Source organism: Leifsonia sp. McL0627 (assembly GCF_058244615.1).
Window position 1 is genome coordinate 876,791 of record NZ_JBZCGM010000002.1, and the last position, 26,090, is coordinate 902,880.

Below are 26,090 nucleotides of genomic sequence, written 5' to 3' on the forward strand. Positions count from 1 at the left end.
CCAGCCTCACTTCATCAGCGTCCGCGCCAGCGCCAGGTACTCCCGCGCGTTGGCGTCCGGCAGGTACGCCTTGCCGATCGCGCTGCCGATCGCCGGGAGCGCCACCGGATCCGGATACGCCATGTAGATCGTCTCGTAGGTCGGGTTGAACTTGCTCTTGAACTTGAACAGTGACGCGAACCCGTACGCCGGTTCGAGCGTGCGGGCGAGGAAACCGAGCAGCTTGTCCATCGTGCCGGGGTCGGCCGGAGCCGCGCCGTCGACGACCGGCTTCGTGGCGAGGGGAGCGCCGGACAGGCTCAGCACCTCGACTCCTTCTCCCTGCATCCGGAGTGCTGCGGAGGCGATGATGAACTCCATGATTCCCGGGATGGAGGCGTCGCCCCTCCGCATGAAGTCGATCGTGTATCCGACCACCCGGCCGTCGCGGTAGCTGGGCAGCCAGCTGGTGATCGCCTGCAGGCCGCCGTCCGGCGCGAGCGCGAGGTAGAGGGCGACGTCCGGGTCTTTCAGCTCGGCCAGGGCTCCGAGGGTGAAGCCCATCTCCGGCAGCTCTTTCTCCGACACCCACTGCTCGCTCATGGCGGAGATCTGGGTGGCGAGGATCGGCGGAAGGTCGTCCCAGGTGGTCCAGAGCGTGGTGATGTTCTCTTTGAGGCCCCGGTTGTGCGCCTGGCGGACCTTCTGCCAGGGCTTGCCAGCCATGTCGAAGGTCTGCGGGTGCATCAGCGTCTCCTCGCCGACGGACATGTACTGCCAGCCGAGCGCGTCGAACACCGGCAGGTATGCGCCGTGGACGCTGTAGAACACCGGCACCCAGCTGTTGGCGTCGCAGAACGAGACGAACTCGGTGATCGTCCGCTCCGCGCGTTCCGGGGTGCAGACCGGGTCGGAGAGGGTGATCGCGATGCCGTTGACCACCCGGTATGCGATCGCCGCCTCCCGGTCTTCGCTGAACCAGTACACATTGCCGGGCCACGTGCCCATGAAGCCGAGCGTCCCTCCGCCGCCGCGCTTGAGAAGCTCACGGAAGCGCAGTTCGTCGCCGACGGTGCGTCCGGTGGCGGTCGCGCGGTAGAGCTGGAGGGTCGCCACCACGAACACCGTCCAGAACAGCGGGCCGACCCACTGGTACAGGATGACGACGAACGGTGTCGTCGGCACGATCACGGTCCCGGTGATCGACTCGAACCCGGCGGGCACGAACCGGCGCAGAGTCGAGCCGAACACCTGCCCGATGGTCGCGTCCGGCACGAACTCGGTGAGCGAGGACAGCCCCGCGATCAGGTAGGCGACAGCGAGGATCACGAACGCGATGACGATGGTGATCGCGAACCGGACGATCGCCGCCCGCGGGGCCCGGATCTGGAACTGCCGCCGCGTGACGAGCAGCAGGATGATCGAGGCGAGCGGCACGACGAACGCGGCGAGGATCCAGAACAGCAGTTCGATGGCCGGCGCGAGGTCTTTGATGTCGTTGGCGTCGATCGTCAGGTTGCCGCCCGGCAGCGCCGTGAACGGGAGGACGATCATCGCCACGTTCACCACGATGCCCAGGATGAAGGCGAACCGTCGTCCGCGGCGCAGCCCAAGGGCCGTCACGATCAGGAGCACGAGCGGCAGGAGGCTGAGCAGCAGCGGGCCGACGCCGTCGACGGAGAACAGCGCGAGGTCCAGTTTGCAGTTGGCCGTGAAGTCCTTGTCGCACTGGTCGATCACGCTCTGCGGCACCTGCTGGTGCTCGAACAGGGCGCTGATGAACGAGAGCGGGCCGAGACCGCCGGGCGGCAGGAGGGCGACGAGCGGCCCGAACGCCGTGATCCCGATGAGCGCGGCCACCAGGTTCCTGGTCTCGGCGTGTGAGCTGCGCCGGATGCGTTTCACCGTTCCCGGTCGCAGGATCGTCCCGAGCGCAAGACCGAGCAGCGCGGCGATCAAGCGGTAGACGTTGTTCTGGTCGCCGTTGTAGAGCACGAACATCAGCACCACGGCGAACGTCAGCAACCGGATGCGCCTCCGCCACAGTGCGGAGGCGAACGCGCTCGCTGTGATCAGTGCGCCGATGATCCCGATGGTCGGGTCGAGGGTGAAGTCGAATTCGGTGCTCGTCGCCCAGATCTCCCCGAAGGAGGCGGCGGACCACTGCAGAAGCACCCCGAGGGTGATCCCGACGACCCCGGTGACGAGGAACGCGATCACCGTGCGCAGCGTGCCGATCAGGCGCTCGGCCGTTGCGAGCAGCGTGAGCGCGAGGATGATCACGATGATCAGCTGCGCGGGGTCCTCCGTGACGAACAGCGCAGTGAACGGCGTCCACCAGAATCCGGCCTGGATCGTCGAGGTCACACCGGCCGCCCAGACCAGCGAGTCGCCGCCGATGCTCGCCGGCATCCACATCGTGCTGGTGAGGATCGAGGTGACGATCACGACGATCACGAGGGCGATGCTCGCCGGGGCGGCGCGCGCGTAGCGGCCGGCCGCCTGCCAGAACGGCGCCGGGGGCTTGCGCGGCGGCGTGCCCGGCGCATCCGGGGCTGCGTGCTGTGTGTCGGTGGTGCTCACGGTCTCCTCCGTCACGGTCTGCTCAACCCGAGAACCGGGTAGAGGATCTCGAAGTCCTTCTTCAGTCCGCCCTCGAGCGCGTCGACAACGTGGCCGGCTCCCGGGACGACGTAGTACGTGGTCTTCATGCCGGCAGCCTCCGCCGCTTTCGCGTTGCGCTCCGCCCCGGGCACGAACGTGGGGTCGTTGCCGCCGACGGTGAACACGGCTGTCGTGTTCGCGTACCGGCTGGGGTTCGCGTCGAGGATCGAGGTCGGCTTCGCGGCGTCGAAGGCCGCCGTGCTGCCCCCGAACACCTGGGCGATGGTCTGGCGCTGGATCTCGACGCCCGGGTACTCGTCGCCGGACACGACCATCAGGTTGCGGAACTGGTCGGGGAACTCCGCCGCGTATTTGAACGAGCAGGCACCGCCGTTGGAGTATCCGCCGATGGTCCAGTACTTCGGATCCTTGAGCACGTTCAGGTGGGTCCGGATCCAGGCGGGAACGTCTTTCGTGATGTACGTCTCGGCGGCGCCGAACGCCGAGGAGTCCGCGCAGGCCGGGTCGCCCTGCGTGCCGATCTGGTCGGCGACGACGGCGATCGGCGCGAGACCGTTGTGCTTGGCGGCGTATTCGTCGAGCACACCCCCGATGTACTGCGGGTCCGGGTTGCCCGGATAGCCCATCATGAAGATCACGACCGGCAGCGGCGGCGCGTTCTTGACGAGCGCCGCCGGGGGAAGGTAGATGCCTGCCGGCCGCGCGGCGAACCCGCTCGACGGGATCTCCTGGCTGCCCTGCTGCCCGGTCTTCGGCATGTCCGCCGGTGGCTTCCAGGTCTCGAAGAGCGGTTTCGTCGGGTCGGCGGTGCTGGTGGTGATCGGGTGGATGTCGATCTTCGTGGTCGTGCTGATCCCGAACAGGGAGCCGATGGTCGGGTCGAGCCCGTAGTACCCGTTGACGCCGAGCGTGCCGGTGATCGCGAACACCACGATGCCGATCGCGGCGAGGGTCTTGCGCCACCAGCGAGAACTCCAGAGGTTCACGATCCCGAGGCCGATGGCGGCGAAGGTGGCCATGGTCCAGAACGCCACCTGGTTCGGCAACGGTGTCCCGAACGCGTCGAGCGCGTTGACCAGGAAGAACAGCCCGGCCGCGACGACGGCGCCGCCGAGCAGGCCGATCAGCGCGGTGGCGATCCAGCGTCCAGTCGGCCTCCGGATGAGCAGGTAGAGGAAGAAGACAGCGCTGGCCAGCAGGAACGTCCAGTAGACCGGTCCGTCGATGATGCGGATGCCCCACACGAGGTCCATCGCCGCCTCCCCACTGCTCCCGCTGCCGCTGTCCCCGTTCCCGCGTGGCACCACCCTAGTGGGCTGCCTCGAAATGCAGGTACTGATTCGGGACGGTCAGGAAACGACGAACCCCGCCGGGCGGTGGCCGCGGCGGGGGACGAAGTGGAGCGAGTGGCAGGAGCTGTGACTCAGATCTCCTTGAGGCGCTTGGCCAGGTACAGGTCGAGCTCGTCGATCGGGATGCGCTCCTGCTGCATCGTGTCGCGGTCGCGCACCGTGACGGCGTTGTCTTCGAGGGAGTCGAAGTCGACCGTGACGCAGAGCGGCGTGCCGATCTCGTCCTGGCGGCGGTAGCGGCGACCGATCGCGCCCGAGTCGTCGAAGTCGACGTTGCGGCGCTTGCGCAGGTGGTCGGCGAGCGAACGGGCGAGGGGGGACAGGGCCTCGTTGCGGGAGAGCGGGAGCACGGCGACCTTGACGGGCGCGAGCCGCGGGTCGAGGCGCAGGACCGTGCGCTTGTCCGTCTTGCCCTTGGCGTTCGGCACCTCCTCCTCGTCGTACGCGTCGACCAGGAACGCCATCAGCGCACGCGTCAGGCCGAAGGACGGCTCGATCACGAACGGCACGTAGCGCTCGTTCTTGTTCTGGTCGAAGTAGCTCAGGTCTTTGCCCGAGTTCTCGATGTGCGTCTTGAGGTCGTAATCGGTGCGGTTGGCGACACCCATCAGCTCGCCCCACTCGCTGCCGGTGAAGTTGAACTTGTACTCGATGTCGACGGTGCGCTTCGAGTAGTGCGCGAGCTTGTCCTTCGGGTGCTCGAACCAGCGGATGTTCTCCGGCGTCATGCCGAGGTCGATGAACCAGTTCCAGCAGAGGTCCATCCAGGTCTGCTGCCACTCTTCGTCGGTGCCCGGCTCGACGAAGAACTCGATCTCCATCTGCTCGAACTCGCGGGTGCGGAAGATGAAGTTTCCTGGCGTGATCTCGTTGCGGAACGCCTTGCCGATCTGGCCGATGCCGAACGGCGGCTTCTTGCGCGCTGTCTGCAGCACCGCTGCGAAGTCGGTGAAGATGCCCTGCGCGGTCTCCGGGCGGAGGTAGTGCACGCCGGATTCGTCGTCCACGACGCCGAGGTAGGTCTTCATCAGGCCGGAGAACTGGCGGATCTCGGTCCACTGGCCGATCTTGTCCGGGTGGTCGGGGTCTGCGATGTCGGCCAGGCCGTTGACCGGCGGGTGACCGTGTGCGGCCTCGTACGCCTCGAACAGGTGGTCGGCGCGGTAGCGCTTGTGGGTGATGAGCGACTCGGTGAGCGGGTCGCTGAACACCTTGACGTGACCCGACGCCTCCCACACGGCGGTCGGCAGGATGATGGCGGAGTCGAGTCCGACCATGTCGCCGCGGCCGCGCACGAACGCGTTCCACCACTCACGCTTGATGTTCTCTTTGAGCTCGACGCCGAGGGGGCCGTAGTCCCAGGCGGAGCGGGTGCCGCCGTAGATGTCGCCGGAGGGGAAGACGAAGCCGCGGTGCTGCGCCAGCGTGATTACCGAGTCGAGACGTGACTGTTCAGCCAATGGTGCTCCCTGTGTCCTGCGAATTGTGGGGTGTTCCGGGACGCGGCCCGCCCCACAATCCTACCGACCATCCCCAACTCGCCCACTTTCGCAATCGGTGCGGGTACGGGATGCGGGTCAGCGGGCGCGGTAGTCGGAGTCGAGGAGGGCGTAGATGGCGGTGTCGCCCCACTCGCCTTTGAAGATCTCGTTCTGGCGCAGGAGGGCCTCTTGGCGCATCCCGAGTCGTTCGCAGAGTCGCGCGGAGGCCTCGTTGCGCGGGTCGAGCTGGGCGAAGACGCGGTGCGCGCCGAGGGTGCCGAAGCAGATTTCGAGCACACGCTCGGCCGCCTCCGTCGCGTAGCCGCGACCGTGCACGGCCGGGTGGAACACCCAGCCGATCTCGACCTGCCCGTGCTCCGCGCTCTTCAGGAAGATGCTCATGTCTCCAACGACACGGCCGTGCCCGCCCGCCGGGTCGGGCAGCTCGACGGCGTAGACGAGGCCGTCGCCGTCGTTCTCCAGCCGGTTCATCGCGAGCCGCTTCTTGAGGTGTTTGGCCGACTCCTCGTGGTCGTGCACCTCCCAGTAGAGGTAGCGGACGACGTCTTTGCGCTTCTGGTACTCGTGCACGTCGTCGAGGTCGCCGGTGTTGAGCGGGCGCAGCATCAGTCGCTCGGTGCGGAGCTCCTCCGCGGCGTATGGCAGCCCGGTGGCGCCGTGGGGGTCGTCAGCTTCGTCGCTCACGTGTCTCCTCATCGAGTGGTGCGGTGGTGATCGCTCAGGATGCGGCGCTCTCGGCGGTGCCGTCGTCGACGGCGCGCAGGCGGCGCTCCGCGACAGGGCCGACGTCGAGCCCGTAGAGGGCGTTGGCCGCGTCGACGAACGACTGGGCGTCGCCGTCGCGGGCGAGTTCGCGTGCCCGGACGGACGGGGTGTGCAGGAGCACACCGGCCAGGTGGCGCAGGGCGGCTTCGGTCTGCTCGCTGGCGTCGCCTCTGCTGCGTGCCCGTTCGATCTCTGCGTCGAGCAGGTCGAAGACGTGCCCGCGGAGCGCGACGAGGGCGGGGGTGACTGCCTGCTCGGCAGACTGGGCGGCGAATTCGGCGGCGGCGGCGCCGACGATGTTCCGCGCATCCTCCGCGGCGTTCAACTCTTCGAGCGGCGCGTGCCTGCTGATGGTCTCGAGGTCGAGCAGTTCGGCGCCCTGCAGTTCTGCGATGGCGGGGTCGACGTTGCGGGGGAGTCCGAGGTCGATGATGAGGCGGCGCTCGACGGCCTCCTTGCGCAGCATGGCCTGGGCGAGCTGCGGCTTGGTGAGGATCGGGTCCGTCGCGATGCTGCAGGTGACGACGAGGTCGCTCGCGGCCAGCGCATCCATCAGATAGCCAGGCTCGACCGGCTCGATCGCGTGCGAAACCGCGAACTTGGCGGCGCGGCCAGACGGCGAGAACACGCGCACGTCGGTGACGCCGCGGTCGCGCAGGGCGGCGAGGCTAGCTCCGGCGTACGCGCCGGTGCCGACGAGCAGCACGCGGGTGGACGCCCAGTCGGTGACGCGGCTCTCGGCGAGGTCGAGCGCCAGGCGCACCATCGAGCGGCCTGCCGTGGTGATGCCGGTGCGGTTCTTGACGCCGCGGGAGGTGCGGGACGCGCCCTGGAAGAGGCGTTCGAGTTCGCTGGTGACCGTTCCGGATGCGCGGGCCGCTTCGAGCGAGCGTCGCACCTGCCCGGCGATCTCGCCCTCGCCGACGACCACGGATTCGAGTCCGCTCGACACGGCGAACAGGTGCTCGGCGACGCCGTGGTCGCAGATCACGGTGCTGGAGGCGCGCAGCTCGTCGGCGTCGATTCCGGAGGCGGCGCTCACGGCCTCGATCACGGTCTCGGCGGACACGGCGCGCGCAGCGGGGAGAGGTTCGTCGATGTCGAGGTACGCCTCGAATCGGTTGCAGGTGGCCAGGACGACCGACCCGCTGATGACCTCGCTGTGCTCGGCGAGTGCGGCGGTGACGGCCGGAGCGTTTCGCTCGAGCCGTTCCAGGAGGTCGAAGTCCGCAGTGCGGTGACTCGACGAGAAGCACAGAAGCACGCCTGAGAGCCTACGCTTGCCGGGGCGGAACCTCGAATCGGCGGGCGTTCAGGCCGGGCGCTCAGGTTGGATTCCCTGCACTTTGGCAGAATCAAGGGGTGAACACCCTCGACCCGTCCCATCCACTCGCCGCCGGGCGCACCGCATCCAGTCGCCTCGTCCGCGCATATCAGGGGGAACGGCAGGAGGTGACGCCCGTCTGGTTCATGCGCCAGGCAGGCCGCTCCCTCCCCGAATACCGTGAACTGCGGGTCGGTACCCGGATGCTCGACGCCTGTCTCGACCCGGCCCTCGCCAGCGAGATCACCCTGCAGCCGGTCCGCCGTCACGGCGTCGACGCCGGCATCTTCTTCAGCGACATCGTCATCCCGTTGCGGCTGGCGGGCGTCGACGTCGACATCGTGCCGGGCAAGGGGCCAGTGCTCGGCAGCCCGGTGCGCACGTCGGCGGATGTCGACCGTCTCACCGCCGTCCACCCCGAGTCGCTCGACGCCGAGGTGTTCGCCCCGATCGTCGAGGCCGTCCGCCTCACCGTCGCCGAGCTGGGTGAGACCCCGCTGATCGGCTTCGCGGGAGCGCCGTTCACCCTGGCCGCCTATCTGGTCGAGGGCGGGCCGTCGAAGGACCACATCCGGGCGCGCACGATGATGCACGCAGACCCGGCGGCCTGGGCCAAGCTCATGGCGTGGACGGCCGACGTCACGGGCGCCTTCCTCCGCGCGCAGGTGCTGGCCGGTGCGAGTGCCGCGCAGCTGTTCGACTCGTGGGCCGGTTCGCTCTCGCTGCACGACTACACGGAGCACGTGGCTCCCGCGTCCACCAGGGCGCTGTCGCACGTGCGCGACCTCACCTATGAGGCAGCAGTGGATGCGGCGGACGGCCAGCAGGGCGCTCAGACCCGCAACGTGCCCATCGTGCACTTCGGCGTCGGCACGGGCGAGCTGCTCCGGGCGATGCACGAGGTCGGGGCCGATGTGGTCGGCGTCGACTACCGCATCCCGCTGGACGAGGCGAGCCGCAGGCTCGGACACGTCGTGCCCTTGCAGGGCAACGTGGACCCTGCCATGCTCGACGCCCCGTGGGAGGTGCTGCAGGCGCACGTCGTCGACGTGCTCGCCCGCGGCGTTGATGCGCCGTCGCACGTCCTCAACCTCGGCCACGGCGTCCCGCCGGAGACCGACCCCGCCGTGCTCACCCGCCTGGTCGAGTTCGTCCACGGACGATGAGCGCGTTCCAGGGCGACGACTCCTCAAATGCCGGGCTCCCGAACGCCGAGCTCCTGAACGCGGCCGAGCTCCGGAGCGCGATCGAAGCGCCGCCGTCGCGCGTGGTCGTGATCGGCGGGGGCATGGCCGGGCTGGTCGCGGCGCGTGACTGCGCCAGGCCCGGCTTCGCGGTCACCCTGCTCGAATCGTCCGGCCGGTTCGGCGGCTCCGTCGCCGAACTCGAGGTCGGCGGCATCGCCGTCGACGCCGGCGCGGAGAGCTTCGCCACCCGCGGCGGCCACGTCGCGACGCTGATCGAGGAGCTCGGTCTGTCCGGCGACGTTGTGCAGCCCAACCCTGCGGGAGCGTGGGTGCGCTACGGGTCGCGGACCGTGCCTCTTCCCAAGGCCGGACTGCTGGGCATCCCGAGTTCGCCGCTCGCCGCCGACGTGGTCGCCGCGATCGGCTGGGGCGGCGCGCTGCGCGCCTACCTGGACAGGCTTCTGCCCGTGCTGACCATCGGAAAAGAGAAGAGGCTGGGCGTCCTCGTGCGCAAGCGCATGGGCGCGAAGGTCCTCGACCGCCTGGTCGCCCCCGTCGCCACCGGCGTCTACTCCGCCCAGCCGGACGACCTCGACGTGGATGTGGTCGCCCCCGGTCTCAACAACGCGCTCACCAGACTCGGGTCGCTCTCCGGCGCCGTCGGCGAGCTGCGCGCGAACGCAAAGGCCGGCAGTGCTGTCGGCGGGATCACCGGCGGGATGTGGCGGCTCCCCGCGGCGCTCGCCGCGGACATCGCCGCGCGCGGCGGAGCGTTGCGGACGGACGCGCAGGTCGTCTCCGTCGAGCCGTGGACGGCGCCGGCCGTGGACGTTGCGCCGGTGGACGAACCCGACGCCGCTGCTCCGGATGCGGAACCGGCCGCCGAGGTTCTCCCGGCCCGCTGGACCGTCCGCCTCGCAGACGGCGACGAGCTCCCGGCCGACGTCGTGATCATCGCCACCCCGGCGCCGGCGGCCCTCGCCATGCTCGGCTCCGCGTCGCCCGACCTCGCGGCGCTCGCCGATCTCGACTGGCCGCCCGCGTCGAGCGTCGAGCTGGTCACGCTCGTGCTCACCGACGGCCGCCTCGCCTCCGCTCCGCGCGGCACCGGAGTGCTCGTCTCCGACTCCGAGCGCACCGACGTCACCGCGAAGGCGATGACCCATTCGACCGCGAAGTGGGCGTGGCTGGCCGACGCGGCAGGGCCAGGGAAGCACATCGTGCGCCTCTCTTACGGCCGCGCGGGCAAATCCTCCGAGACCGCCGGCCTCGACGACGCTGCCCTGCGCGCACTCGCCGTCGCCGACGCGGCGACGCTCCTGGATATTCCGCTGACGGAATCCGACGTCGCCGCGTTCGCGCGCACGAGCTGGACCAACGCCCTCCCGTACGCCGCGCTCGGCGAGGGGAAGCGCATTGCGGCAGTCAGGGAGGCGGCAGCGGCCGTCGACGGCATCGAGGTCACCGGCTCGTGGCTGACCGGCACAGGGCTCGCCTCCGTCATCCCGGATGCACGCGCCTCGGCCGAGCGGGCCAGGGGGCTACGCTGGAAGGCACTGACCGAGAACCTTTGACGAACGGGGTGCGCAATGCGCGGAAAGCTTCTCTTCATCGCCGGCGCCGGTGTGGGCTATGTGCTCGGCACGCGGGCTGGGCGAAAGCGCTACGAGCAGATGAAGGCGGCAGCGACCAAGGTCTGGGAGTCGCCGGGCATCCAGAAGCAGGTCGGCGCCGTCGAGGACTACGTCGCCGCCAAGGTCGGTGAGGTTCCCGGCGCCGTCGTCGACAGCGCCAAGAAGCTGATCGCGCAGGCCGGCCAGCGCCGCCAGGAGGCCAAGGCCCCGATCCCGGCGCCGGCAGCGGAGGCCGCCGTCAGGGCGGCGGACACGGCGACGGACACGGCGACGGAAACGGCGACGGAAACGGCGTCGGGCGCATCCTCGACCGACGGCAAGCGGGTTTGACCTGGGCAGGAGTACGGTGACGGGTATGACTGACGACGAACGCGCACGGTCGCGATCGCTGGTCGCGCTGATCTCCGACCTTCCGCGGCTGCTCATCGACCTGCTGAAGGCCGAGCTCGCCCACCTCAAGGCGGAATTCGCCGAGAAGGCGAAGTATGCCGGGGTCGGCATAGGTCTCCTCGCCGGGGCCGCGGGCTTCATCTTCTTCGCTCTCGGCACGCTCGTCGCCGCGGCGATCCTGGGTCTCGCCGTCGTGCTGCCCGGATGGCTGTCCGCGCTGATCGTGTTCGTCGCCCTGCTCCTCCTGGCCGGCGTCCTCATCCTGCTGGGTGTCGCATCGTTCAAGAAGATGAACGGCGTCGCGCCGAGCGAGACGATCGACAGCATCAAAGAGGACACCGAGGCGTTCAAGGGGATGGGCAAGTATGACAACTGACACCAGCGATGTGCAGCGGGCCCGCAACGAACTCGCCGCCACCCTCGACGCCATCGAATACAAGCTCAACGTCCCCAAGCGCACCGTGGAGCGCGTCGAGCGCATGCGCCAAGACAACCCGCTCGCGCTGATCGGCATCGCTGTTGCCGCTGCAGCCGCCGTGGCCGGTGTGGTCTGGCTGATCGTCCGCTCCACGTCGAAGTGACGCATCCCGTCGTTTCGGCGAGCACCGGGCGGTTTGGCTCTCACAGGTTTGGGAGGGAGACTGTGAGGTATGACTAACCCGGCTGCCGCACCGGCAGATTCGAGCACCCCCCACGCAACACCCGCACCACAGGAAGACGCGAACGCTTCCAGCCCCGGCGACGCCGGCGCCAACGGCTTCACTCTCTGGGCCGTCCTGCGCCGTGACCCGTCCCGTCCGGACGACCTCGACGGCACCGACGTTCCCCGCGCCGTCAAGGAGCTCGAGGGCGTCATCGCCGACCTCGAACTGCAGGACGTCACCACCCGCGGTCTCTACGACGTCTCCGGCCTCCGCGCCGACGCCGACGTCATGATCTGGATCCACGGCCCGGAGGCGCACACCCTGCAGTGGGCTCTTCGCCAGCTGCGCCGCACCCAGCTGCTCAAGGCACTCCTCCCCACCTGGAACGCCATGGGCGTCCACCGCGACGCGGAGTTCAACAAGTCCCACGTGCCCGGCTTCCTGCGCGGCAAGGAGCCGAAGGAGTGGCTGACGGTCTATCCGTTCGTCCGCAGCTACGAGTGGTACCTGCTTCCCGACGAGGAGCGCGGCCGGATGCTCTCCGAGCACGGGCGCAAGGGTGCGGCGTTCCGCACCGTCCTCGCCAACACGGTCGCATCGTTCGCGCTCGGTGACTACGAGTGGATCCTCCCGCTCGAGTCCGACGAGCTCACCGACCTCGTCGACCTCATGCGCGACCTCCGCCAGACAGATGCGCGCAGGCACGTCCGCGAAGAGGTCCCGTTCTTCACCGGTCGCCGGGTGCAGCCCGCCGAGCTCGTGGAGGTCCTGCAGTGACAGACGTCGACACGACGGCGCACGTCCTCGGTGCGACGCCCGCAGCTGCTTCGGGCCCAGAGCATGTGACGGTCCCCGTGGCATACGACGCCATCCTGCTCGCCGGTTTCGGCGGCCCGGAAGGCCAGGACGACGTCATCCCGTTCCTGCGCAACGTCACCCGCGGTCGCGGCATCCCGGAGGAGCGTCTCGAAGAGGTCGCCCACCACTACCGCCACTTCGGCGGCGTGAGCCCGATCAACGACCAGAACCGCGAACTCAAGGCGGCGCTGGAGGCGGAGCTCGCCTCGCGCGGCATCGACCTGCCGGTGCTGTGGGGCAACCGCAACTGGGACCCATACCTCAAAGACGCCCTCGTCGAGGCGAACGAGCGCGGCATCCGCAACATCATCGCCATCGCGACGAGCGCGTATTCGTCGTATTCGAGCTGCCGCCAGTACCGCGAAGACTTCGCGATCGCGCTGGAGGAAACGGGGCTCGAAGGCGTCATCGCCATCGACAAGGTGCGCCAGTTCTTCGACCACCCCGGCTTCGTCGAGCCGTTCATCGAGGGCGTCAGGAACGGCCTCGCCGAGATCGAGCAGAAGGTGCCTGGCATCGACCCGGCCACCGAGGTCGAGATTTTGTTCTCGACCCACTCCATCCCGTCGGTCGACGCCGCCAAGTCCGGCCCGGCCGAACGCGGCTTCGGTGAGGGCGGCGCGTATGCCGCGCAGCACCTGGCCGTCGCCGAGGTCGTCGCGCAGGCCGCGACGGACGGCGTCGTGAAGTGGCAGCTCGTCTACCAGTCCCGCTCCGGCCCTCCGTCGATGCCGTGGCTGGAACCAGACATCAACGACGCCATCGCCGAACTGCCCGCCAAGGGCGTCCGCGCGGTGATCATCGTCCCGCTCGGCTTCGTCAGCGACCACATGGAGGTCCTCTGGGACCTCGACAACGAGGCGATGGAGAGCAGCGAGCAGAACGGCCTCGTCGCCGTCCGCGTCCCGACGCCCGGCACGCACCACACCTACGTGCAGGGTCTCGTCGACCTGGTGCTCGAACGCCGCGACGGCGTCCCCGTCGACCAGCGTCCCGCGATGACCTCGATCGGTCCGTGGTACGACGTGTGTCGTCCTGGCTGTTGCGAGAACGCGAGGCTCGGTTTCAAGCCGGCCGCTGCGGGGCTCGCGCCGTGAGCGGCACCGTGAGTCGCGCATCCGGAGCTGTCGAGCGGCGAGACGGCGTCCTGCGCGTCGGCACCCGCGGCAGCGCACTCGCCGTCGCCCAGACCACGGTCGTCGCCAACGCCATCGCCAAGGCGACCGGCAAAGATGTGGAGATCGTCACGGTCACCACGCACGGCGACACCTCGCGGGAGTCCCTCTCCGAGCTCGGCGGCACCGGCGTCTTCGCCAGTGCACTCCGGGATGCGCTGCTCGCCGACGAGTGCGACCTGATCGTCCACTCGCTCAAAGATCTGCCGACGTCGCCGGTGAAGGGCCTCGTCATCGGAGCCGTGCCCAAGCGGGCCGACGCCCGTGACACGCTCTGCGCCCGCGACGCGCTCACCCTGGAGACGCTGCCGGACGGCGCGAAGGTCGGCACGGGCTCTCCCCGCCGCGTCGCGCAACTGAAGGCGCGCCGCCCCGATCTCGACGTCGTCGACATCCGCGGCAACGTCGACACCAGGCTGGGCCGGGTCGCCGAGGGCGACCTCGACGCCGTCGTGCTCGCCGCCGCCGGTCTCGGCCGTCTCGGCCGGTCGGACGCCGTCACCGACTTCTTCCCGCTCTCGACCGTTCCGACGGCGCCAGGACAGGGCGCCCTCGCGATCGAGGTGCGCGCCGCCGACGAGAAGGGCCACGGGCCGATCGCCAAGGCCCTCTCCGCCGTCGACCATGTCACCACGCACGCCTGCGTCACCGCGGAACGCCTCGTTCTCGCCGGACTCGAGGCCGGATGCGCCGCGCCGATCGGCGCGACCGCTATCGTGGACGACGGATTGCTCTTCCTCACCGCGACGGTCTACCGACCGGACGGCTCGGAGCAGCTGACCGCATCCCATGCCGCCACCCCGGAATCGATGAGCGCGCGCCACCTCGACGAGGCGGCGCGCGATGTCGGCCAACGGGTGGTGGACGAACTGCTCGGCGCTGGCGCCGCCGACCTTGCACCGCTCGGGAGCACGCGATGACCACCCCTGCCGCTTCGCCCAAACCGCTCGCCGGCTGGCGCGTCCTCGTGCCGCGCGGAGGGCCGTGGGGCGACTCGGTCGCCGCCGACCTGCGGTCGAAGGGCGCATCCCCGATCGTCGCTGCGATGATCAACTTCGCGCCGACGGACGACGCCCCGGCGCTCGAGGCCGCGCTCACCCGCCTGGCCGCCGGGGAGTTCGACTGGATGACCGTCACGAGTGCGACCACCGTGGATGTGTTGAGCGCGCAGCGCGCTGTCGTCCCGCCGTCCACCCGCGTCGCCGCCGTCGGCGAGACCACCGCGGCCGCACTGGTCGCCGCCGGCTACAAGGTGGATCTCGTCCCGTCTGAGGACAATTCGGCCCGCGGCCTGCTCGCCGAGTGGGAGGCCGCGACAGCCGGGGCCGTCCCGTTGCGCGTGCTGACCCTCCGTTCCGAGATCGCGAAGCCCCTCCTCACCGAGGGTCTGAAGCGCATCGGCCACGATGTCGAGTCCGTCGTCGCATACCGCACCATCGGTATGGCTGTTCCGGAGAACGTCGTGCGGGATGTGGCCGACGGTCTCGTCCAGGCCATCCTCGTCACCTCCGGTTCTGTCGCCGAGCAGGTGCAGCAGCAGCTCGGTCCCATCCCGGAGTCGACGATCGTCGCCGCGATCGGCCCGCAGACCGCCCGCGACGCCCGCGCCTTCGGCCTCCGCGTCGACGTGATCGCCGCCGAGCGCACCGCCGCCTCCCTCATCGAGTCCCTCGTCACCACCGCCCACCAATAATCGAGTCGGGACTTCTGCACGCGACACGCCGTGTTCACCCGTGCATAACTCCCGACTCGATGGCGACGGAAGCTGGGAAGGGGTTCAGTCGCGGGCGCGTAGGCTTGCGGGGTGAGTGACGTGACGCATCCCGTTGTCCGACCACGGCGTCTCCGGCAGTCGCCGGCCATGCGCCGGCTGACCTCAGAGACCCGGCTGCATGCCAGTGAGCTGATCCTTCCGATGTTCGTGCGCGAAGGGATCGGCGAAGCGCTGCCGATCCAGTCGATGCCGGGCGTCGTGCAGCACAGCATCGACTCGCTCAAGCGCGCGGCGACCGAGGCTGCGGAGGCCGGAGTCGGCGGCCTGATGCTGTTCGGCATCCCCGAGACCCGGGATGCGACGGGCTCGGCCGCGACCGACCCGAACGGCATCCTCAATGTCGCCACCGCCGCGCTGGCCGCCGAGGTCGGCGACGCCATCGTCGTGCAGACCGACCTGTGCCTGGACGAGTTCACCGACCACGGCCACTGCGGCGTCCTGGATGCGCAGGGTCACGTCGACAACGACGCCACCCTCCTCCGCTACCGCGACATGGCCGTCGCCCAGGCCGAGGCGGGCTCTCAGCTGCTCGGGCTGAGCGGCATGATGGACGGCCAGGTCGCCGCCGTACGCGACGCGCTCGACGCCGCGGGCCACACCGAGACCGTCATCCTGGCGTACGCGGCCAAGTACGCGTCCGCCTTCTACGGCCCGTTCCGCGAGGCCGTCGACTCCCAGCTCTCCGGCGACCGCCGCGCATATCAGCAAGATCCGGCCAACCGCCGCGAGGGCCTGCGCGAAGCGCGCCTCGACCTGGAGGAGGGCGCGGACATCCTGATGGTGAAGCCCGCCCTCAGCTACCTGGATGTGCTGAGCGACGTCGCCGCGTTCAGCGACGTCCCCGTCTGGGCTTACCAGGTCTCCGGCGAGTACGCGATGGTCGAGGCGGCCGCCGCGAACGGCTGGATCGACCGCCGTCGCATCGTCGAGGAGACCCTGATCGGCGCACGCAGGGCTGGAGCAGACGCCGTCATGACCTACTGGGCGACCGAGGTTGCGAGGTGGCTGCGATGAGCGACGTCGACGCCCTCTCCGACGGCGCCGCGATCGGCGACGTCAACCTGGCCCAGTTCGAGCGCGCCCAGCGTGTGATCCCCGGTGGCGTGAACTCGCCGGTGCGCGCTTTCCGTTCGGTCGGCGGCACCCCGCGGTTCATGGTGTCGGCGAGCGGCCCGTACATCACGGATGCGGAGGGCCGCGAGTATGTGGACCTCGTCGCGTCCTGGGGGCCTGCGATTCTGGGCCACGCGCATCCGGAGGTCGTCGCCGCTGTGCAGGCCGCCGCGGCGCGCGGGTTGTCGTTCGGAGCTTCCACTCCGGCGGAGACCGAGCTGGCGGAGGCCGTGCTCGCGCGCGTGCCGTTCGTGGAGAAGCTGCGGCTCGTCTCGACGGGCACAGAGGCGACCATGACGGCCATCCGGCTCGCCCGCGGTTTCACCGGGCGCCCGCTGCTGATCAAGTTCGCCGGGCACTACCACGGCCACTCGGACGGCCTGCTGGCCGAGGCTGGTTCCGGCCTCGCGACGCTCGCCCTGCCAGGCTCGGCCGGGGTCACCGAGGCGACCGCCGCGCAGACGCTGGTGCTCCCGTACAACGATCTGGATGCGGTCCGCGCCGTCTTCGAGACGCACGGACCGGACATCGCCGCCGTCATCACCGAGGCCGCCGCCGCGAATATGGGCGTCGTGCCGCCGGACGCCGGTTTCAACGCCGCGCTGACCGACCTCGCGCACGAGTTCGGCGCCCTGCTCATCCTGGACGAGGTGCTCACCGGTTTCCGGGTGAGCGAGGCCGGTTTCTGGGGACTCGACCGCGGGTACACGCCAGACCTGGTGACGTTCGGCAAGGTCATCGGCGGCGGGATGCCGCTGGCTGCGCTCGGCGGTCGCGCCGAGCTGATGGACTTCCTCGCGCCGACCGGCCCGGTCTACCAGGCGGGAACGCTGTCCGGGAACCCGGTCGCCGTCGCGGCGGGGCTCACCACGCTCTCGCTCGCCGACGAGGCCGTCTACGACCGGCTCGACCGCGTGTCCGAGACGGTGTCCTCCGCGGTGTCGGATGCGTTGAGCGCGGCGGGCGTCGCCCACCGGGTGCAGCGCGCTGGCAACCTGTTCAGCTTCGTCTTCGGCGACTTCGCCGCCGCGCCGCGCACGTACGCGGAGGTGCAACGGCAGGAGGCGTACCGCTACCGCGACTTCTTCCACGCGATGCTCGACGGCGGCGTCTCTCTGCCGCCGAGCGTGTTCGAGGCGTGGTTCGTCACCGCAGCACACGATGACGCGGCCGTCGACCGCATCCTGTCGGTGCTGCCCCGAGCAGCCGCCGCTGCCGCGGCCGCCACGCCCGCCTAACGCGCCGCCCGCGAGATACCGGTAACTGTCGCGAAACGCCCGGGATGCGCGACAGTTACTGGTATCTCGCCATTCACGCCCTGTGGAAGAACCGTCTGAGGTGCTCGGCGGCGACCGTCGGGTCGATGTCGTGCGTCTGATCGTCGGCGACCTCGAACACCGCATCCGGGATCGCTGAGGCCAGCGCTCGCGCCCCGTACTGCAGGAATTCAGGACTCGCACTGCCTGCCATCGTCAGCACCGGGATGCGCACCTGGGCCGTCAGGTCGGCGGGCACCGAGCTGTCGCCCATCGCAGCGTCGTCGTAGGCGAGGGTCGGGGCGATGGCCTCCATCCCCGGCCACAGCGGGGAGTGGCGCATCCCGTCGATGGCCGCCTCCGGCAATCCGACGCGGGCGAGAAACAGCGCGACGGCGTCCGCGCGCCTGCCGGCGCCGAGCGCATCCGCGAGGTCGGCGGTGTACTGCCGCGCGCCGTCGCGGGCGCCCTCTGGCATCAGCGGGGGCTCGTACAGTGCGATCCCGGCGATGCGCTCCGGCCCGAGCGCCGCCGCCGCGCGCAGCAGCAGCATCGCGCCGGACGACATCCCGTAGGCCAGGGCGGGCGCTCCGACCGCGGCGATCAGCGCGTCGATGTCCTCGATCTCGCTCTGCACAGCCGACGATGCCGCCTCCGTGTTGTCGGTGCTCTCTCCGCGGCCGCGCCTGTCGTAGGCGACGACGGTGAACTCGTCGGAGAGCTCTCCGGCGATCCGGCTCGCCGATCCGGTTGCGCGGGACACGGTCGCGCCGTCGACCAGGATCAGCGTCGGCCCGCTGCCGGTCGCGTCGTAGCCGATGGTCGTCCCGTCGGCCGAAGTGATGGTGCTCATCTGTGTCCCCTTTGCCTGCGTCGTTGCCTGCTTCTGGTGTGACTCACGTGCGTGCACTCGGCCTCTGCCGTCACACGTCGGCGTCCGCCGCCGCCCGCTGCACAGCCTCGACGAACGAGTACGTGGCCTCGTTGGGCCAACCGTCCGCATCCACCAGGGCGAAGACCTCGAACGTCAGCTGCCCGCCGCCTCCCGCCGGTCGCCGCAGGGTGCGCGGCGGGGCGTCGGAGGCCGCACGAACCGTGACCGTCTGCGGCGGAACATCCCGTCGGAGCAGCCTGGCGCGGAAGGTGGTGGTGCGGGTCACATCGTCAACGATCCCACACGCACCCGCGTCGCGTCATCCGCTCGTGCAAAAGGTGCGGTCGCGCACGCGCAGACCGCACCTTTCGCACGAAGAGCGCCCCGCTACGCCTGCCCGTGGGATGCGCGCGAGCGCCGCGAGAGCGAGTCGATGATCACCGCGAGCAGCAGCACCGCGCCGGTGATCATGAAGCGGATCGACGAGTCGAGGTTCAGCAGCGTCAGACCGCTGGAGATGGACTGGATGACCAGGATGCCCAGCAGAGCCGACCACGCGCTGCCGCGGCCGCCGAAGAGGCTGGTTCCACCGATGACCGCCGCGGCGATCGCGTTGAGGTTCGTGTCCGTCCCGCCGCTGCCCGCGCTGACCGATGCCAGCCTGGCCGCCGCGAGCAGGCCGCCCACCGCGGCGAACGTCGAACACAGGATGAACACCGAGATGTACACCCGGTTGACCTTGATACCGGCGCGGCGGGCCGCCTCGACCGAGCCGCCGACCGCGAAGACCGAGCGGCCCCAGCGGGTGCGGGTGAGGAAGAAGTTCATCACGATGACCAGGATCACGAAGAACAGGAACATCGCGCCCGTACCGCGGTCGGTGGACAGGTACCAGACGCTGATCCCGAGGGCCAGCAGCAGGAGCACGGCCTTGACGAGCATGATCGTCATCGACCCCTGCGAGAGCCCGGCCTTGCGGCGGCGCTCCGAGCGGCGCCAGTCGGAGAGGAACATCGCGACCGCAGCGATCACGACCAGCGCGTACGCCGCCCACGGCGGAAGGAACGTCTGCTGCGCGAACTGCACGATCCAGGAGTCGAACGGGATGTTGATCGAGCTGTTCGGCCCGAGCACCCAGAGCTGCAGGCCCAGGAAGCCGAGGAGGCCGGCGAGCGTGATCACGAACGACGGCACCCCGAACCGGGTGAACAGGATCCCGTAGAGGAAGCCGACCACCACACCGGCGAGGATCGCGCCGATCACGGCCACGATGAGCGGCCAGTGCAGCTGCGTCAGCCCGACGCCCATGATCGCCGCCGCCAGGCCGCTGACCGAGCCGACCGACAGGTCGATCTGGCCGAGCAGCAGCACCAAAACGATGCCGATGGAGATGGTGCCCACCGCCGCGCACTGCAGCGTGAGGTTGACGAGGTTGTTGGCAGACAGGAAGTTCGGGTTGAGGATCTGGAACACCGCCCAGATGACGATGAGCCCGACCACGACGGGCAGCGAGCCGAGGTCGCCGCCGCGCACGCGCGTCCCGAAGGATTTGACGGCGCCGCGGAGTCCCTCGCTGCGGATGAGGCGTTCGTCTTGGAGGTCGGCCGCGACTTCGGCGGGCGTTTCGGTCTTCGTCATGCGTCCGCACTCCGTTCGGTCAGGCCTTCTACTTCTTCGCTGAGTCGCTCAGCCCTGCGCGCCACGACGTTGTCCGTCGCGCCCGTGATGGCGGAGATGATCTCCTCGTAGCTGACGTCCGGCACGCGGAAAGTGCCGTTGTTGCGGCCGAGGCGCAGCACGGCGACCCGGTCGGCGACCGCCTGCACGTCGGCCATGTTGTGGCTGATCAGCACCACACCGAGCCCGCGCTCGCGCAGGCGCTCGATCAGGTTGAGCACCTCAGCGGTCTGCGCCACTCCGAGGGCGGCGGTCGGCTCGTCGAGGATGACCACGCGCGGCTCGCCGATCAGCGAGCGCGCGATGGCCACCGTCTGCCGCTGGCCGCCGGAAAGCGACGCCACAGCGATCCGCACCGACGGGATGCGCGCGGAGAGCTGCCGGAGCAGGCTCCACGACCGCTTCTCCATCTCCTCTTCGTCGAGTGTGCCGCGCGCGATCTCGCGGCCCAGGAACAGGTTGGAGACCACATCCAGGTTGTCGCAGAGCGCGAGGTCCTGGAACACGGTCGCGATGCCGAGCTCGCGGGACGCGGACGGCGACGGGATGCTCACTTTGTCGCCGTCGAATGTGACGGTGCCCGCATCCTGTGGATGCACGCCCGCCAGGATCTTGACGAGCGTCGACTTGCCTGCGCCGTTGTCGCCGACGATCGCGACGACCTCACCTGGGTAGACATCGAGGTCGATGTCGGTGAGGGCTTGGACGGCGCCGAAGCCTTTCGAGATCCCACGGAGGGAGAGGACGGGTTGGCGCGTCGACCGTTCGGGTTCAGCGACGGCGGATTCCATCGTCACGGCGTTCTCCTTTGAGCTGGAAGGCGGTGCGTTTATTGCGGGTATTGCAGTTAAAGCGTAGAGCGGAATGGGCCAGGCCGGGGGTGCGAATCCGCATCCCCGGCCAGGCCTCGGAGGTTACTTGATGCCGTACTTGTCGCACGCTGCCTTGTAATCGGCGGTGCAGATCTTCGCGGCGGAATCCGAACCGTAGAACTGGTCCTTGACGACCGTGCTCTCGATGTTGTCCGTCGTGACGGCGACCGGGGTCAGCAGGAACGACTGGATGGCTGCGCCACCCGCCGTGTTGACCGTCGTGTCACCCTTCGGCTTCTTGCCGTTGACGAGGTCGATGGCCAGTTGAGCCGCCTTCTCCGCCTCGGGCTGGATCGCCTTGTAGACCGTCATGTACTGATCGCCGGCCAGGATGCGCTGGATGCCTGCGAGCTCTGCGTCCTGACCGGTGACCGGCGGGATCGGGCTCACGTTGGCGGCCTTGAGGGCGGCGATGGCGCCTCCACCGGTTCCGTCGTTGGCGGCGTAGACAGCCGTGATCTTGTTACCGAACTGCGTGATCTGACCGGACACCCAGTTCTGGGCCTGTGCTGGGTCCCATCCTGGTGTGTCGTATTCGGCCAGCACCTTGTAGCCGCTGGTGTCGATGACGCTGTGCGCGCCCTTCTTGAACAGGGTGGCGTTGTTGTCGGTCGGCGAACCGTTGACCATCAGGATGCCGGAGCCGGATGCGACGCCGTCCTTCTTGAGCTTGTCGACGAGCGCCGTGGCCTGCAGCTGTCCGACCTTCTCGTTGTCGAACGAGATGTAGTAGTTGCTGTCCGGGCTGTTGATCAGACGGTCGTAGGAGATGACCGGCACGTTCTTGGCCTTGGCCTCTCCGACGATGGAGGCGGCTGCCTCACCGTCGAACGGGTCGAGGACGAGGACTTTGGCGCCCTGGGTCAGCATCGATTCTGCTTGCTGCTGCTGCTTGCTGGCGTCGCCGTCAGCGTTCGCGTAGAGCACCTTGCAGCCCGAGCAGAGGGCCTTGATCTTGGCTTCGAAGAACGGCTTGTCCGCCGCTTCGTACCGGGCGGTGACGGAGTCGGGGAGGAGGAGGCCGATCTGGGCCGAGCTTGCGCCGGCGGTGGAGCTGGAAGAGTTCCCAGATCCGTTGGAACAGGCTGTGAGTGTTCCGGCTGTGAGCAGGATCGCGGCCGTCGCGATGACCGCTCTCGTGGTGGCGATCTTCATTGAAAAACCTCCGATTCGAGACCGCCATCGTTGGCGGCTGGGTTGAGTGTCGCAGTTAGGACAGTTGTCGTCAAGAGTTGAAGCCAACGGATTCGATAACGAATGGACACGCATTCAGGGGACACGGCGGCCTGCGTGAGAGCCCTCTCAGACTGCGAGTTCCGTCGGCGTGATGTTCACGCAGTCGACGGCATACGCGACAGCCCCGAGGGTGGCCGCCCGTGTTCCGAGCTGCCCCTGGACGATGTCCGGCATGAGATCTTCGTTGACGATGATCGAACGCTCCACCGCGTGCCGCATCGGACCGAGCAGCAGCTCGCCCGCCCTGGCCAGCTCGCCGCCGACGATCACCCGCTCCGGATCGACCAGATTGCACAGGTTCGCGGTCGCGATCCCGATGTGCTTGCCCGCATCGGCGATCGCCCGGATGCATCGTGCGTCCCCTGCCATCGCCTGGATGACCACATCGCCCAGTTTCAGGCTGCCCAGGTGGTCGCGGAGCTCATCCAGGATGGCCGGACCGCCCGCGATTGCCTCCAGGCAGCCGCGGTTGCCGCAGCGGCAGAGCGGCCCGTTCTCACGGATGGTGGTGTGCCCGAACTCGCCGGCGACGCCGTTGAACCCGCGGAAGACCTGCCCGTTGAGGATGAGGCCTGCGCCGATCCCGTCGCCGAGTTCGAGGGTGATCGTGTTGCGTTTGCCGCGTCCTGCGCCCAGCCGGGATTCCGCGAGAGCAGTGAGATTGGCGGCGTTGTCGATGAACACGGGCCGCTTGAGCCTGCGCTCCATCACATCGGCGACGTCGATGCCGTCCCAGCCGCGCATGATGCCGCTGCGGGCGATCGTCCCGCTCGCCCGGTCGAGCGGGGCCGGCAGTGCGATGCCGACGGCGAGCACCTCGTCGCGCCCCGCGTCCACGGATTCGAGCATGTCGGTGAGCAGCAGCGAGACCTTGTCGAGCTCGTTGTCCGCACGGTGGTCCTTGGCGAGCGGCATGTGGTTCTCCGCGACGACCGTGTGCGCGACGTCGGCCAGGGCGATCCGCATGTGCCGCGTGGAGAAGTGGACGCCGACCACGAGCCCGAGTGCGTGGGCCAGAGTGACGTGTTGCGCCCGCCGTCCGCTCCGGATGCTCTGAGCGGTATGCAGGACGCCGGAGGTCGAGAGCTCCTTGACGATGTTGGACACCGTGGCGGGGGAGAGGCCGGTCGCACCGGCGAGTTCGACCTGCGTCAGCCCTCCGTGCTTCTTGATGGCGTCGACAATCCGCGCCCGGTTGGCTTCACGAAGTGAAGTCTGCGAACCCGGGGTTCGCCGCTGCGTTGCCACGATGAGCAGAATACATGGCCCGCGGTCGAGGGGCGCGGGGTGTGGGAAACCCCCGACCGAACGGTTACCTCTTTGTGAGGATTGCACCCGCACGATCCGGCGCCCGCTGGCAGGATAGAGACATGGCCGATATGCACGTTCACCCCGACCGACTGGAGATCCACCTCACGCCGGCCGAAGAGGGTGCTCGGTCTGAAACGGGACGACCTCGTCGTGCCGCGGGAGAGCATCCGGTCGGTGGCGATCACGGAAGACCCGTGGATCTGGATCCGCGGCATCCGGGCGCCGGGGACGGCCGTCCCGCTGACGCTCTCCGTCGGCACCTGGAAGTTCCACGGCGGCAAGGACTTCTTGCTCATCAAGGGCAAGCAGCGCGCCGCCGTGGTGATCGACCTGGAGGGCGAGGAGTTCTCGCGCATCATCGTCTCGACGCCGCACGCGACGAAGCTCATCGAGGCGCTCCGAGTGGATGCGACCGGCACACCCGCGCCGGGGGAGACGACGCTCTAAGTCGTTCCGGCCGCAGGGCTCGGCCCCGTCCCCGTCCTCAGGCCAGGCCCAGGAACACGAGCCCAGCCAGCGGAAGGACGCCCTGGATGAGCGCCGCCCGCACATACGCGCGCCCGGTGGTGATCAGCACCACCGCGGCGAGCACCATGCACACGGCGGAGAAGAACACGATCCCGAAGCCCACCTCGCGCAGCGTCGTCCAATAGAGCACGAGCCCGACGGCAGCGCCCCCGGCGAGGAACAGGTTGTAGAACCCCTGGTTGTACGCCATCGCCCCGATCGTGTCCGCGTCGCGCTGATTCGCGACCCCGAATCGCCGCCACACCCCCGGCGACGACCACAGCACACTCTCCATCGCGAAGATCGCCAGATGCACGATGGCGGCCGCGGCGATCAGAATGGAACCGATGATGGCCATGCGAGTGAGCATACGCTGAGCACTATGCAAGCCGTCCAGACTTCGTGTGTGATCGCCGGAGGCGGCCCCGCCGGCATGATGCTCGGCCTCGTCCTCGCGAGGGCAGGCCTCGACGTGGTGGTGCTGGAGAAGCACGCCGACTTCTTCCGCGACTTCCGCGGGGACACCATCCACCCGTCCACCGTCACCGTTCTGGGCGAGCTCGGGCTGCGCGACCGCTTCCTCGACCTGCCGCACACGAGCATCCGGGCACTGGATGCGGTGGTCAACGGCACCAGGTTGCACCCGATCGACTTCGGGATGCTCCCCGCCCCGGACGACTTCCTGGTGATGGCGCCGCAGTGGGACTTCCTCGGCTTCCTCGCGAAGGAGGCGTCGGCGTTTCCCGGTTTCCACCTGCGGATGCAGACGGAGGCGACCGGACTTCTCCAGGAGGGCGGCGCGATCCGCGGCGTGACCGCCCGCGGTCCGGACGGCGACATCGAGGTGCGCGCCTCCCTCACCGTCGCCGCCGACGGCCGCGACTCGGTGCTGCGGGATGCGGCCGGGCTGTTGCCGAGGCGGTTCGGGGTCCCGATCGACGTGCTCTGGTTCCGCGTTCCCAAGCCGGCCGAGGTGCCGCCGAGCACCCTCGCGTACATCGACCAGCGCTCGATGGTCATCACGATCGACCGCGGCGACTACTTCCAGACCGGCATGGTCATCGAGAAGGGCGGTTTCGAGACCCTGAAGTCAGCGGGACTTCCCCACTTCCACCGCATGCTCGGCGAGGTGGCTCCTGTCCTCGCGCCGGTCGCGGAATCGATCGCTTCCTGGGACGACGTGAAGCTGCTCGCCGTCCAGATCAACCGCCTCGACCGCTGGTTCCGCTCCGGCTTCCTGGCCATCGGAGACGCCGCGCACGCGATGTCTCCCGCGTTCGGGGTCGGCGTGAACTACGCCGTCCAGGATGCGATCGCGACGGCCAACGCCGTCGCGGCCCCGCTGCGCTCCGGCCCTGTCGACCTGCGCATCCTGGACGCGATCCAGCAGCGCCGGCTGCCGCCGGTCGCCCGCATGCAGAAGCTTCAGCTGGCCGCGCACGAGTTCATCGGCCGCCCGGGAGGCGCTGCCCGCCTTCCCGATCCGCTGCCTGCTCCGCTCCGGGCGCTGCTCGGCGCTTCCATGCCTGTCGCGCGCCGGGTCTCCGCGCGCATCATCGGGCGCGGCTTCCTCCCGGAGCACGTCGCGCCGGAGCTGCGCTGATCCGGTGACGGGGGCTGTCTCTTAGGACAGCAGCATCAAGATGAACCCGATCAACGGCAGGGTGCCCTGAATGATCGCCGGCCGGAGGTATCCGCGCCCGGTCGTGACGAGCACCACAGACGCCGCGAACATGCTGGCGGTGGTGAACAGGATGAGCGCGAGCCCCGGCCCGTGCATCCCGACCCCGTACAGGATCAGCCCGACGATCGCCCCGATGGCGAGGAACAAGTTGTAGAACCCTTGGTTGTACGCCATCGGCCGCGTCGTGTCCGCAGCCTCCTGCGACTCGACCCCGAACCGCTTCCACACGGTCGGCCTGGTCCATCCAACGCTCTCCATCACGAAGATGGCGATGTGCAGTGCGGCGGCGAGGGTGACGACCACGGTCGCGAGGACGATCATGCGGTCAGCATACGGCCGCCCCGCCCCAGC

26 protein-coding genes are annotated in these 26,090 nt (G+C 69.1%); 13 read left to right on the forward strand and 13 right to left on the reverse strand.

Translation table 11 applies throughout. The annotated features are described in order from the left end of the window. Positions 1-6: 6 nt before the first annotated feature. The 5 genes from AC37TH_RS04865 to AC37TH_RS04885 form a co-directional block, all read right to left on the reverse strand. Positions 7-2,562 (reverse strand): phosphatidylglycerol lysyltransferase domain-containing protein, encoded by a 2,556-nt coding sequence (locus AC37TH_RS04865; RefSeq protein ID WP_490763216.1) that lies wholly within the window; start codon positions 2,560-2,562, stop codon positions 7-9. 11 nt (positions 2,563-2,573) lie between these two features. Next, entirely contained in the window at positions 2,574-3,857 is a 1,284-nt protein-coding gene (locus AC37TH_RS04870) for an alpha/beta hydrolase (RefSeq protein WP_490763217.1), read from the reverse strand. A gap of 170 nt (positions 3,858-4,027) precedes the next feature. Beyond that, positions 4,028-5,416 carry a glycine--tRNA ligase gene (locus AC37TH_RS04875; RefSeq protein ID WP_490763218.1) on the reverse strand — a complete coding sequence of 463 codons (1,389 nt, stop codon included), beginning with the start codon at positions 5,414-5,416 and terminating at the stop codon, positions 4,028-4,030. Positions 5,417-5,533: 117 nt separating this feature from the next. After that, positions 5,534-6,142: a GNAT family N-acetyltransferase gene (locus tag AC37TH_RS04880; protein ID WP_490763219.1), complete on the reverse strand. Its 609-nt coding sequence runs from the start codon at positions 6,140-6,142 to the stop codon at positions 5,534-5,536. Positions 6,143-6,176: 34 nt separating this feature from the next. Then, complete coding sequence (locus tag AC37TH_RS04885) at positions 6,177-7,487, reverse strand: glutamyl-tRNA reductase (protein ID WP_490763220.1); 1,311 nt, start codon at positions 7,485-7,487, stop codon at positions 6,177-6,179. A gap of 98 nt (positions 7,488-7,585) precedes the next feature. Between AC37TH_RS04885 and hemE the strand changes: the two genes are divergently transcribed. The 11 genes from hemE to hemL all read left to right on the forward strand — a co-directional run bounded on the left by hemE (position 7,586) and on the right by hemL (position 17,560). Next, entirely contained in the window at positions 7,586-8,713 is a 1,128-nt protein-coding gene (gene hemE / locus AC37TH_RS04890; RefSeq protein ID WP_490763221.1) for a uroporphyrinogen decarboxylase, read from the forward strand. Beyond that, positions 8,710-10,308, forward strand: coding sequence for a protoporphyrinogen oxidase (gene hemG, locus AC37TH_RS04895; RefSeq protein WP_490763222.1), 1,599 nt, complete (start codon positions 8,710-8,712; stop codon positions 10,306-10,308). The genes hemE and hemG overlap by 4 nt, the downstream gene beginning before the upstream one ends. A gap of 15 nt (positions 10,309-10,323) precedes the next feature. Continuing rightward, on the forward strand, positions 10,324-10,698 hold the full coding sequence (locus AC37TH_RS04900) for a hypothetical protein (protein ID WP_490763223.1): 375 nt from the start codon (positions 10,324-10,326) through the stop codon (positions 10,696-10,698). A 25-nt stretch (positions 10,699-10,723) separates the two neighbouring features. Further along, the gene (locus AC37TH_RS04905; protein WP_490763224.1) at positions 10,724-11,134 is read left to right on the forward strand and encodes a phage holin family protein; all 411 of its coding nucleotides are present in this window, start codon (positions 10,724-10,726) and stop codon (positions 11,132-11,134) included. Next, positions 11,124-11,339, forward strand: a complete 216-nt coding sequence (locus AC37TH_RS04910) for a DUF3618 domain-containing protein (protein ID WP_490763225.1) — start codon at positions 11,124-11,126, stop codon at positions 11,337-11,339. The genes AC37TH_RS04905 and AC37TH_RS04910 overlap by 11 nt, the downstream gene beginning before the upstream one ends. A 69-nt stretch (positions 11,340-11,408) precedes the next feature. Beyond that, entirely contained in the window at positions 11,409-12,179 is a 771-nt protein-coding gene (gene hemQ / locus AC37TH_RS04915; RefSeq protein WP_490763226.1) for a hydrogen peroxide-dependent heme synthase, read from the forward strand. Further along, positions 12,176-13,357 (forward strand): ferrochelatase, encoded by a 1,182-nt coding sequence (locus AC37TH_RS04920; protein WP_490763227.1) that lies wholly within the window; start codon positions 12,176-12,178, stop codon positions 13,355-13,357. Before hemQ ends, AC37TH_RS04920 begins: the two co-directional genes overlap by 4 nt. Then, a complete protein-coding gene (gene hemC, locus AC37TH_RS04925) occupies positions 13,354-14,355 on the forward strand; it encodes a hydroxymethylbilane synthase (RefSeq protein WP_490763228.1) in 1,002 nt (333 codons plus the stop codon). Before AC37TH_RS04920 ends, hemC begins: the two co-directional genes overlap by 4 nt. After that, positions 14,352-15,128, forward strand: coding sequence for a uroporphyrinogen-III synthase (locus tag AC37TH_RS04930; RefSeq protein ID WP_490763229.1), 777 nt, complete (start codon positions 14,352-14,354; stop codon positions 15,126-15,128). The genes hemC and AC37TH_RS04930 overlap by 4 nt, the downstream gene beginning before the upstream one ends. Positions 15,129-15,248: 120 nt before the next feature. Beyond that, complete coding sequence (gene hemB, locus AC37TH_RS04935) at positions 15,249-16,223, forward strand: porphobilinogen synthase (protein ID WP_490763854.1); 975 nt, start codon at positions 15,249-15,251, stop codon at positions 16,221-16,223. Beyond that, a complete protein-coding gene (hemL, locus tag AC37TH_RS04940; protein ID WP_490763230.1) occupies positions 16,220-17,560 on the forward strand; it encodes a glutamate-1-semialdehyde 2,1-aminomutase in 1,341 nt (446 codons plus the stop codon). Before hemB ends, hemL begins: the two co-directional genes overlap by 4 nt. 73 nt (positions 17,561-17,633) lie before the next feature. On the opposite strand, the gene AC37TH_RS04945 is transcribed toward hemL, so the two are convergent. The 6 genes from AC37TH_RS04945 to AC37TH_RS04970 all read right to left on the reverse strand — a co-directional run bounded on the left by AC37TH_RS04945 (position 17,634) and on the right by AC37TH_RS04970 (position 23,485). Beyond that, positions 17,634-18,431, reverse strand: coding sequence for an alpha/beta fold hydrolase (locus AC37TH_RS04945; RefSeq protein ID WP_490763231.1), 798 nt, complete (start codon positions 18,429-18,431; stop codon positions 17,634-17,636). Between the two features lie 70 nt (positions 18,432-18,501). After that, entirely contained in the window at positions 18,502-18,738 is a 237-nt protein-coding gene (locus tag AC37TH_RS04950; protein ID WP_490763232.1) for a hypothetical protein, read from the reverse strand. Between the two features lie 101 nt (positions 18,739-18,839). Then, positions 18,840-20,090: a sugar ABC transporter permease gene (locus AC37TH_RS04955; protein ID WP_490763233.1), complete on the reverse strand. Its 1,251-nt coding sequence runs from the start codon at positions 20,088-20,090 to the stop codon at positions 18,840-18,842. Further along, entirely contained in the window at positions 20,087-20,920 is an 834-nt protein-coding gene (locus tag AC37TH_RS04960; protein ID WP_490763855.1) for an ATP-binding cassette domain-containing protein, read from the reverse strand. Before AC37TH_RS04960 ends, AC37TH_RS04955 begins: the two co-directional genes overlap by 4 nt. Before the next feature lie 123 nt (positions 20,921-21,043). Further along, positions 21,044-22,156 carry an ABC transporter substrate-binding protein gene (locus AC37TH_RS04965; protein ID WP_490763234.1) on the reverse strand — a complete coding sequence of 371 codons (1,113 nt, stop codon included), beginning with the start codon at positions 22,154-22,156 and terminating at the stop codon, positions 21,044-21,046. A 147-nt stretch (positions 22,157-22,303) separates the two neighbouring features. Beyond that, positions 22,304-23,485, reverse strand: a complete 1,182-nt coding sequence (locus tag AC37TH_RS04970) for an ROK family transcriptional regulator (protein WP_490763235.1) — start codon at positions 23,483-23,485, stop codon at positions 22,304-22,306. Between the two features lie 183 nt (positions 23,486-23,668). On the opposite strand from AC37TH_RS04970, the gene AC37TH_RS04975 reads away from it, so the two are divergent. Beyond that, positions 23,669-23,995: a hypothetical protein gene (locus AC37TH_RS04975; protein ID WP_490763236.1), complete on the forward strand. Its 327-nt coding sequence runs from the start codon at positions 23,669-23,671 to the stop codon at positions 23,993-23,995. A 37-nt stretch (positions 23,996-24,032) separates the two neighbouring features. Here AC37TH_RS04975 and AC37TH_RS04980 read toward each other — a convergent pair whose 3' ends face one another. Then, positions 24,033-24,413 carry a DUF1304 domain-containing protein gene (locus tag AC37TH_RS04980; protein ID WP_490763237.1) on the reverse strand — a complete coding sequence of 127 codons (381 nt, stop codon included), beginning with the start codon at positions 24,411-24,413 and terminating at the stop codon, positions 24,033-24,035. A 24-nt stretch (positions 24,414-24,437) separates the two neighbouring features. Here AC37TH_RS04980 and AC37TH_RS04985 point away from each other — a divergent pair, with 24 nt between their 5' ends. Then, positions 24,438-25,658 carry an FAD-dependent oxidoreductase gene (locus AC37TH_RS04985; protein ID WP_490763238.1) on the forward strand — a complete coding sequence of 407 codons (1,221 nt, stop codon included), beginning with the start codon at positions 24,438-24,440 and terminating at the stop codon, positions 25,656-25,658. A 21-nt stretch (positions 25,659-25,679) separates the two neighbouring features. Here AC37TH_RS04985 and AC37TH_RS04990 read toward each other — a convergent pair whose 3' ends face one another. Beyond that, positions 25,680-26,060 (reverse strand): DUF1304 domain-containing protein, encoded by a 381-nt coding sequence (locus tag AC37TH_RS04990; protein WP_490763239.1) that lies wholly within the window; start codon positions 26,058-26,060, stop codon positions 25,680-25,682. Positions 26,061-26,090: the final 30 nt, after the last annotated feature.

Bases quoted from the DNA above. Each gene is read 5' to 3' on its own strand.
- AC37TH_RS04965 (WP_490763234.1), bottom strand. From the start codon at position 22,156: ATGAAGATCGCCACCACGAGAGCGGTCATCGCGACGGCCGCGATCCTG.
- AC37TH_RS04910 (WP_490763225.1), top strand. From the start codon at position 11,124: ATGACAACTGACACCAGCGATGTGCAGCGGGCCCGCAACGAACTCGCC.
- hemG (WP_490763222.1), top strand. From the start codon at position 8,710: ATGAGCGCGTTCCAGGGCGACGACTCCTCAAATGCCGGGCTCCCGAAC.
- AC37TH_RS04955 (WP_490763233.1), bottom strand. From the start codon at position 20,090: ATGACGAAGACCGAAACGCCCGCCGAAGTCGCGGCCGACCTCCAAGAC.
- AC37TH_RS04900 (WP_490763223.1), top strand. From the start codon at position 10,324: ATGCGCGGAAAGCTTCTCTTCATCGCCGGCGCCGGTGTGGGCTATGTG.
- AC37TH_RS04870 (WP_490763217.1), bottom strand. From the start codon at position 3,857: ATGGACCTCGTGTGGGGCATCCGCATCATCGACGGACCGGTCTACTGG.
- AC37TH_RS04930 (WP_490763229.1), top strand. From the start codon at position 14,352: ATGACCACCCCTGCCGCTTCGCCCAAACCGCTCGCCGGCTGGCGCGTC.
- AC37TH_RS04960 (WP_490763855.1), bottom strand. From the start codon at position 20,920: ATGGAATCCGCCGTCGCTGAACCCGAACGGTCGACGCGCCAACCCGTC.
- AC37TH_RS04980 (WP_490763237.1), bottom strand. From the start codon at position 24,413: ATGGCCATCATCGGTTCCATTCTGATCGCCGCGGCCGCCATCGTGCAT.
- AC37TH_RS04945 (WP_490763231.1), bottom strand. From the start codon at position 18,431: ATGAGCACCATCACTTCGGCCGACGGGACGACCATCGGCTACGACGCG.
- hemQ (WP_490763226.1), top strand. From the start codon at position 11,409: ATGACTAACCCGGCTGCCGCACCGGCAGATTCGAGCACCCCCCACGCA.
- AC37TH_RS04990 (WP_490763239.1), bottom strand. From the start codon at position 26,060: ATGATCGTCCTCGCGACCGTGGTCGTCACCCTCGCCGCCGCACTGCAC.
- AC37TH_RS04905 (WP_490763224.1), top strand. From the start codon at position 10,724: ATGACTGACGACGAACGCGCACGGTCGCGATCGCTGGTCGCGCTGATC.
- hemL (WP_490763230.1), top strand. From the start codon at position 16,220: ATGAGCGACGTCGACGCCCTCTCCGACGGCGCCGCGATCGGCGACGTC.
- AC37TH_RS04985 (WP_490763238.1), top strand. From the start codon at position 24,438: ATGCAAGCCGTCCAGACTTCGTGTGTGATCGCCGGAGGCGGCCCCGCC.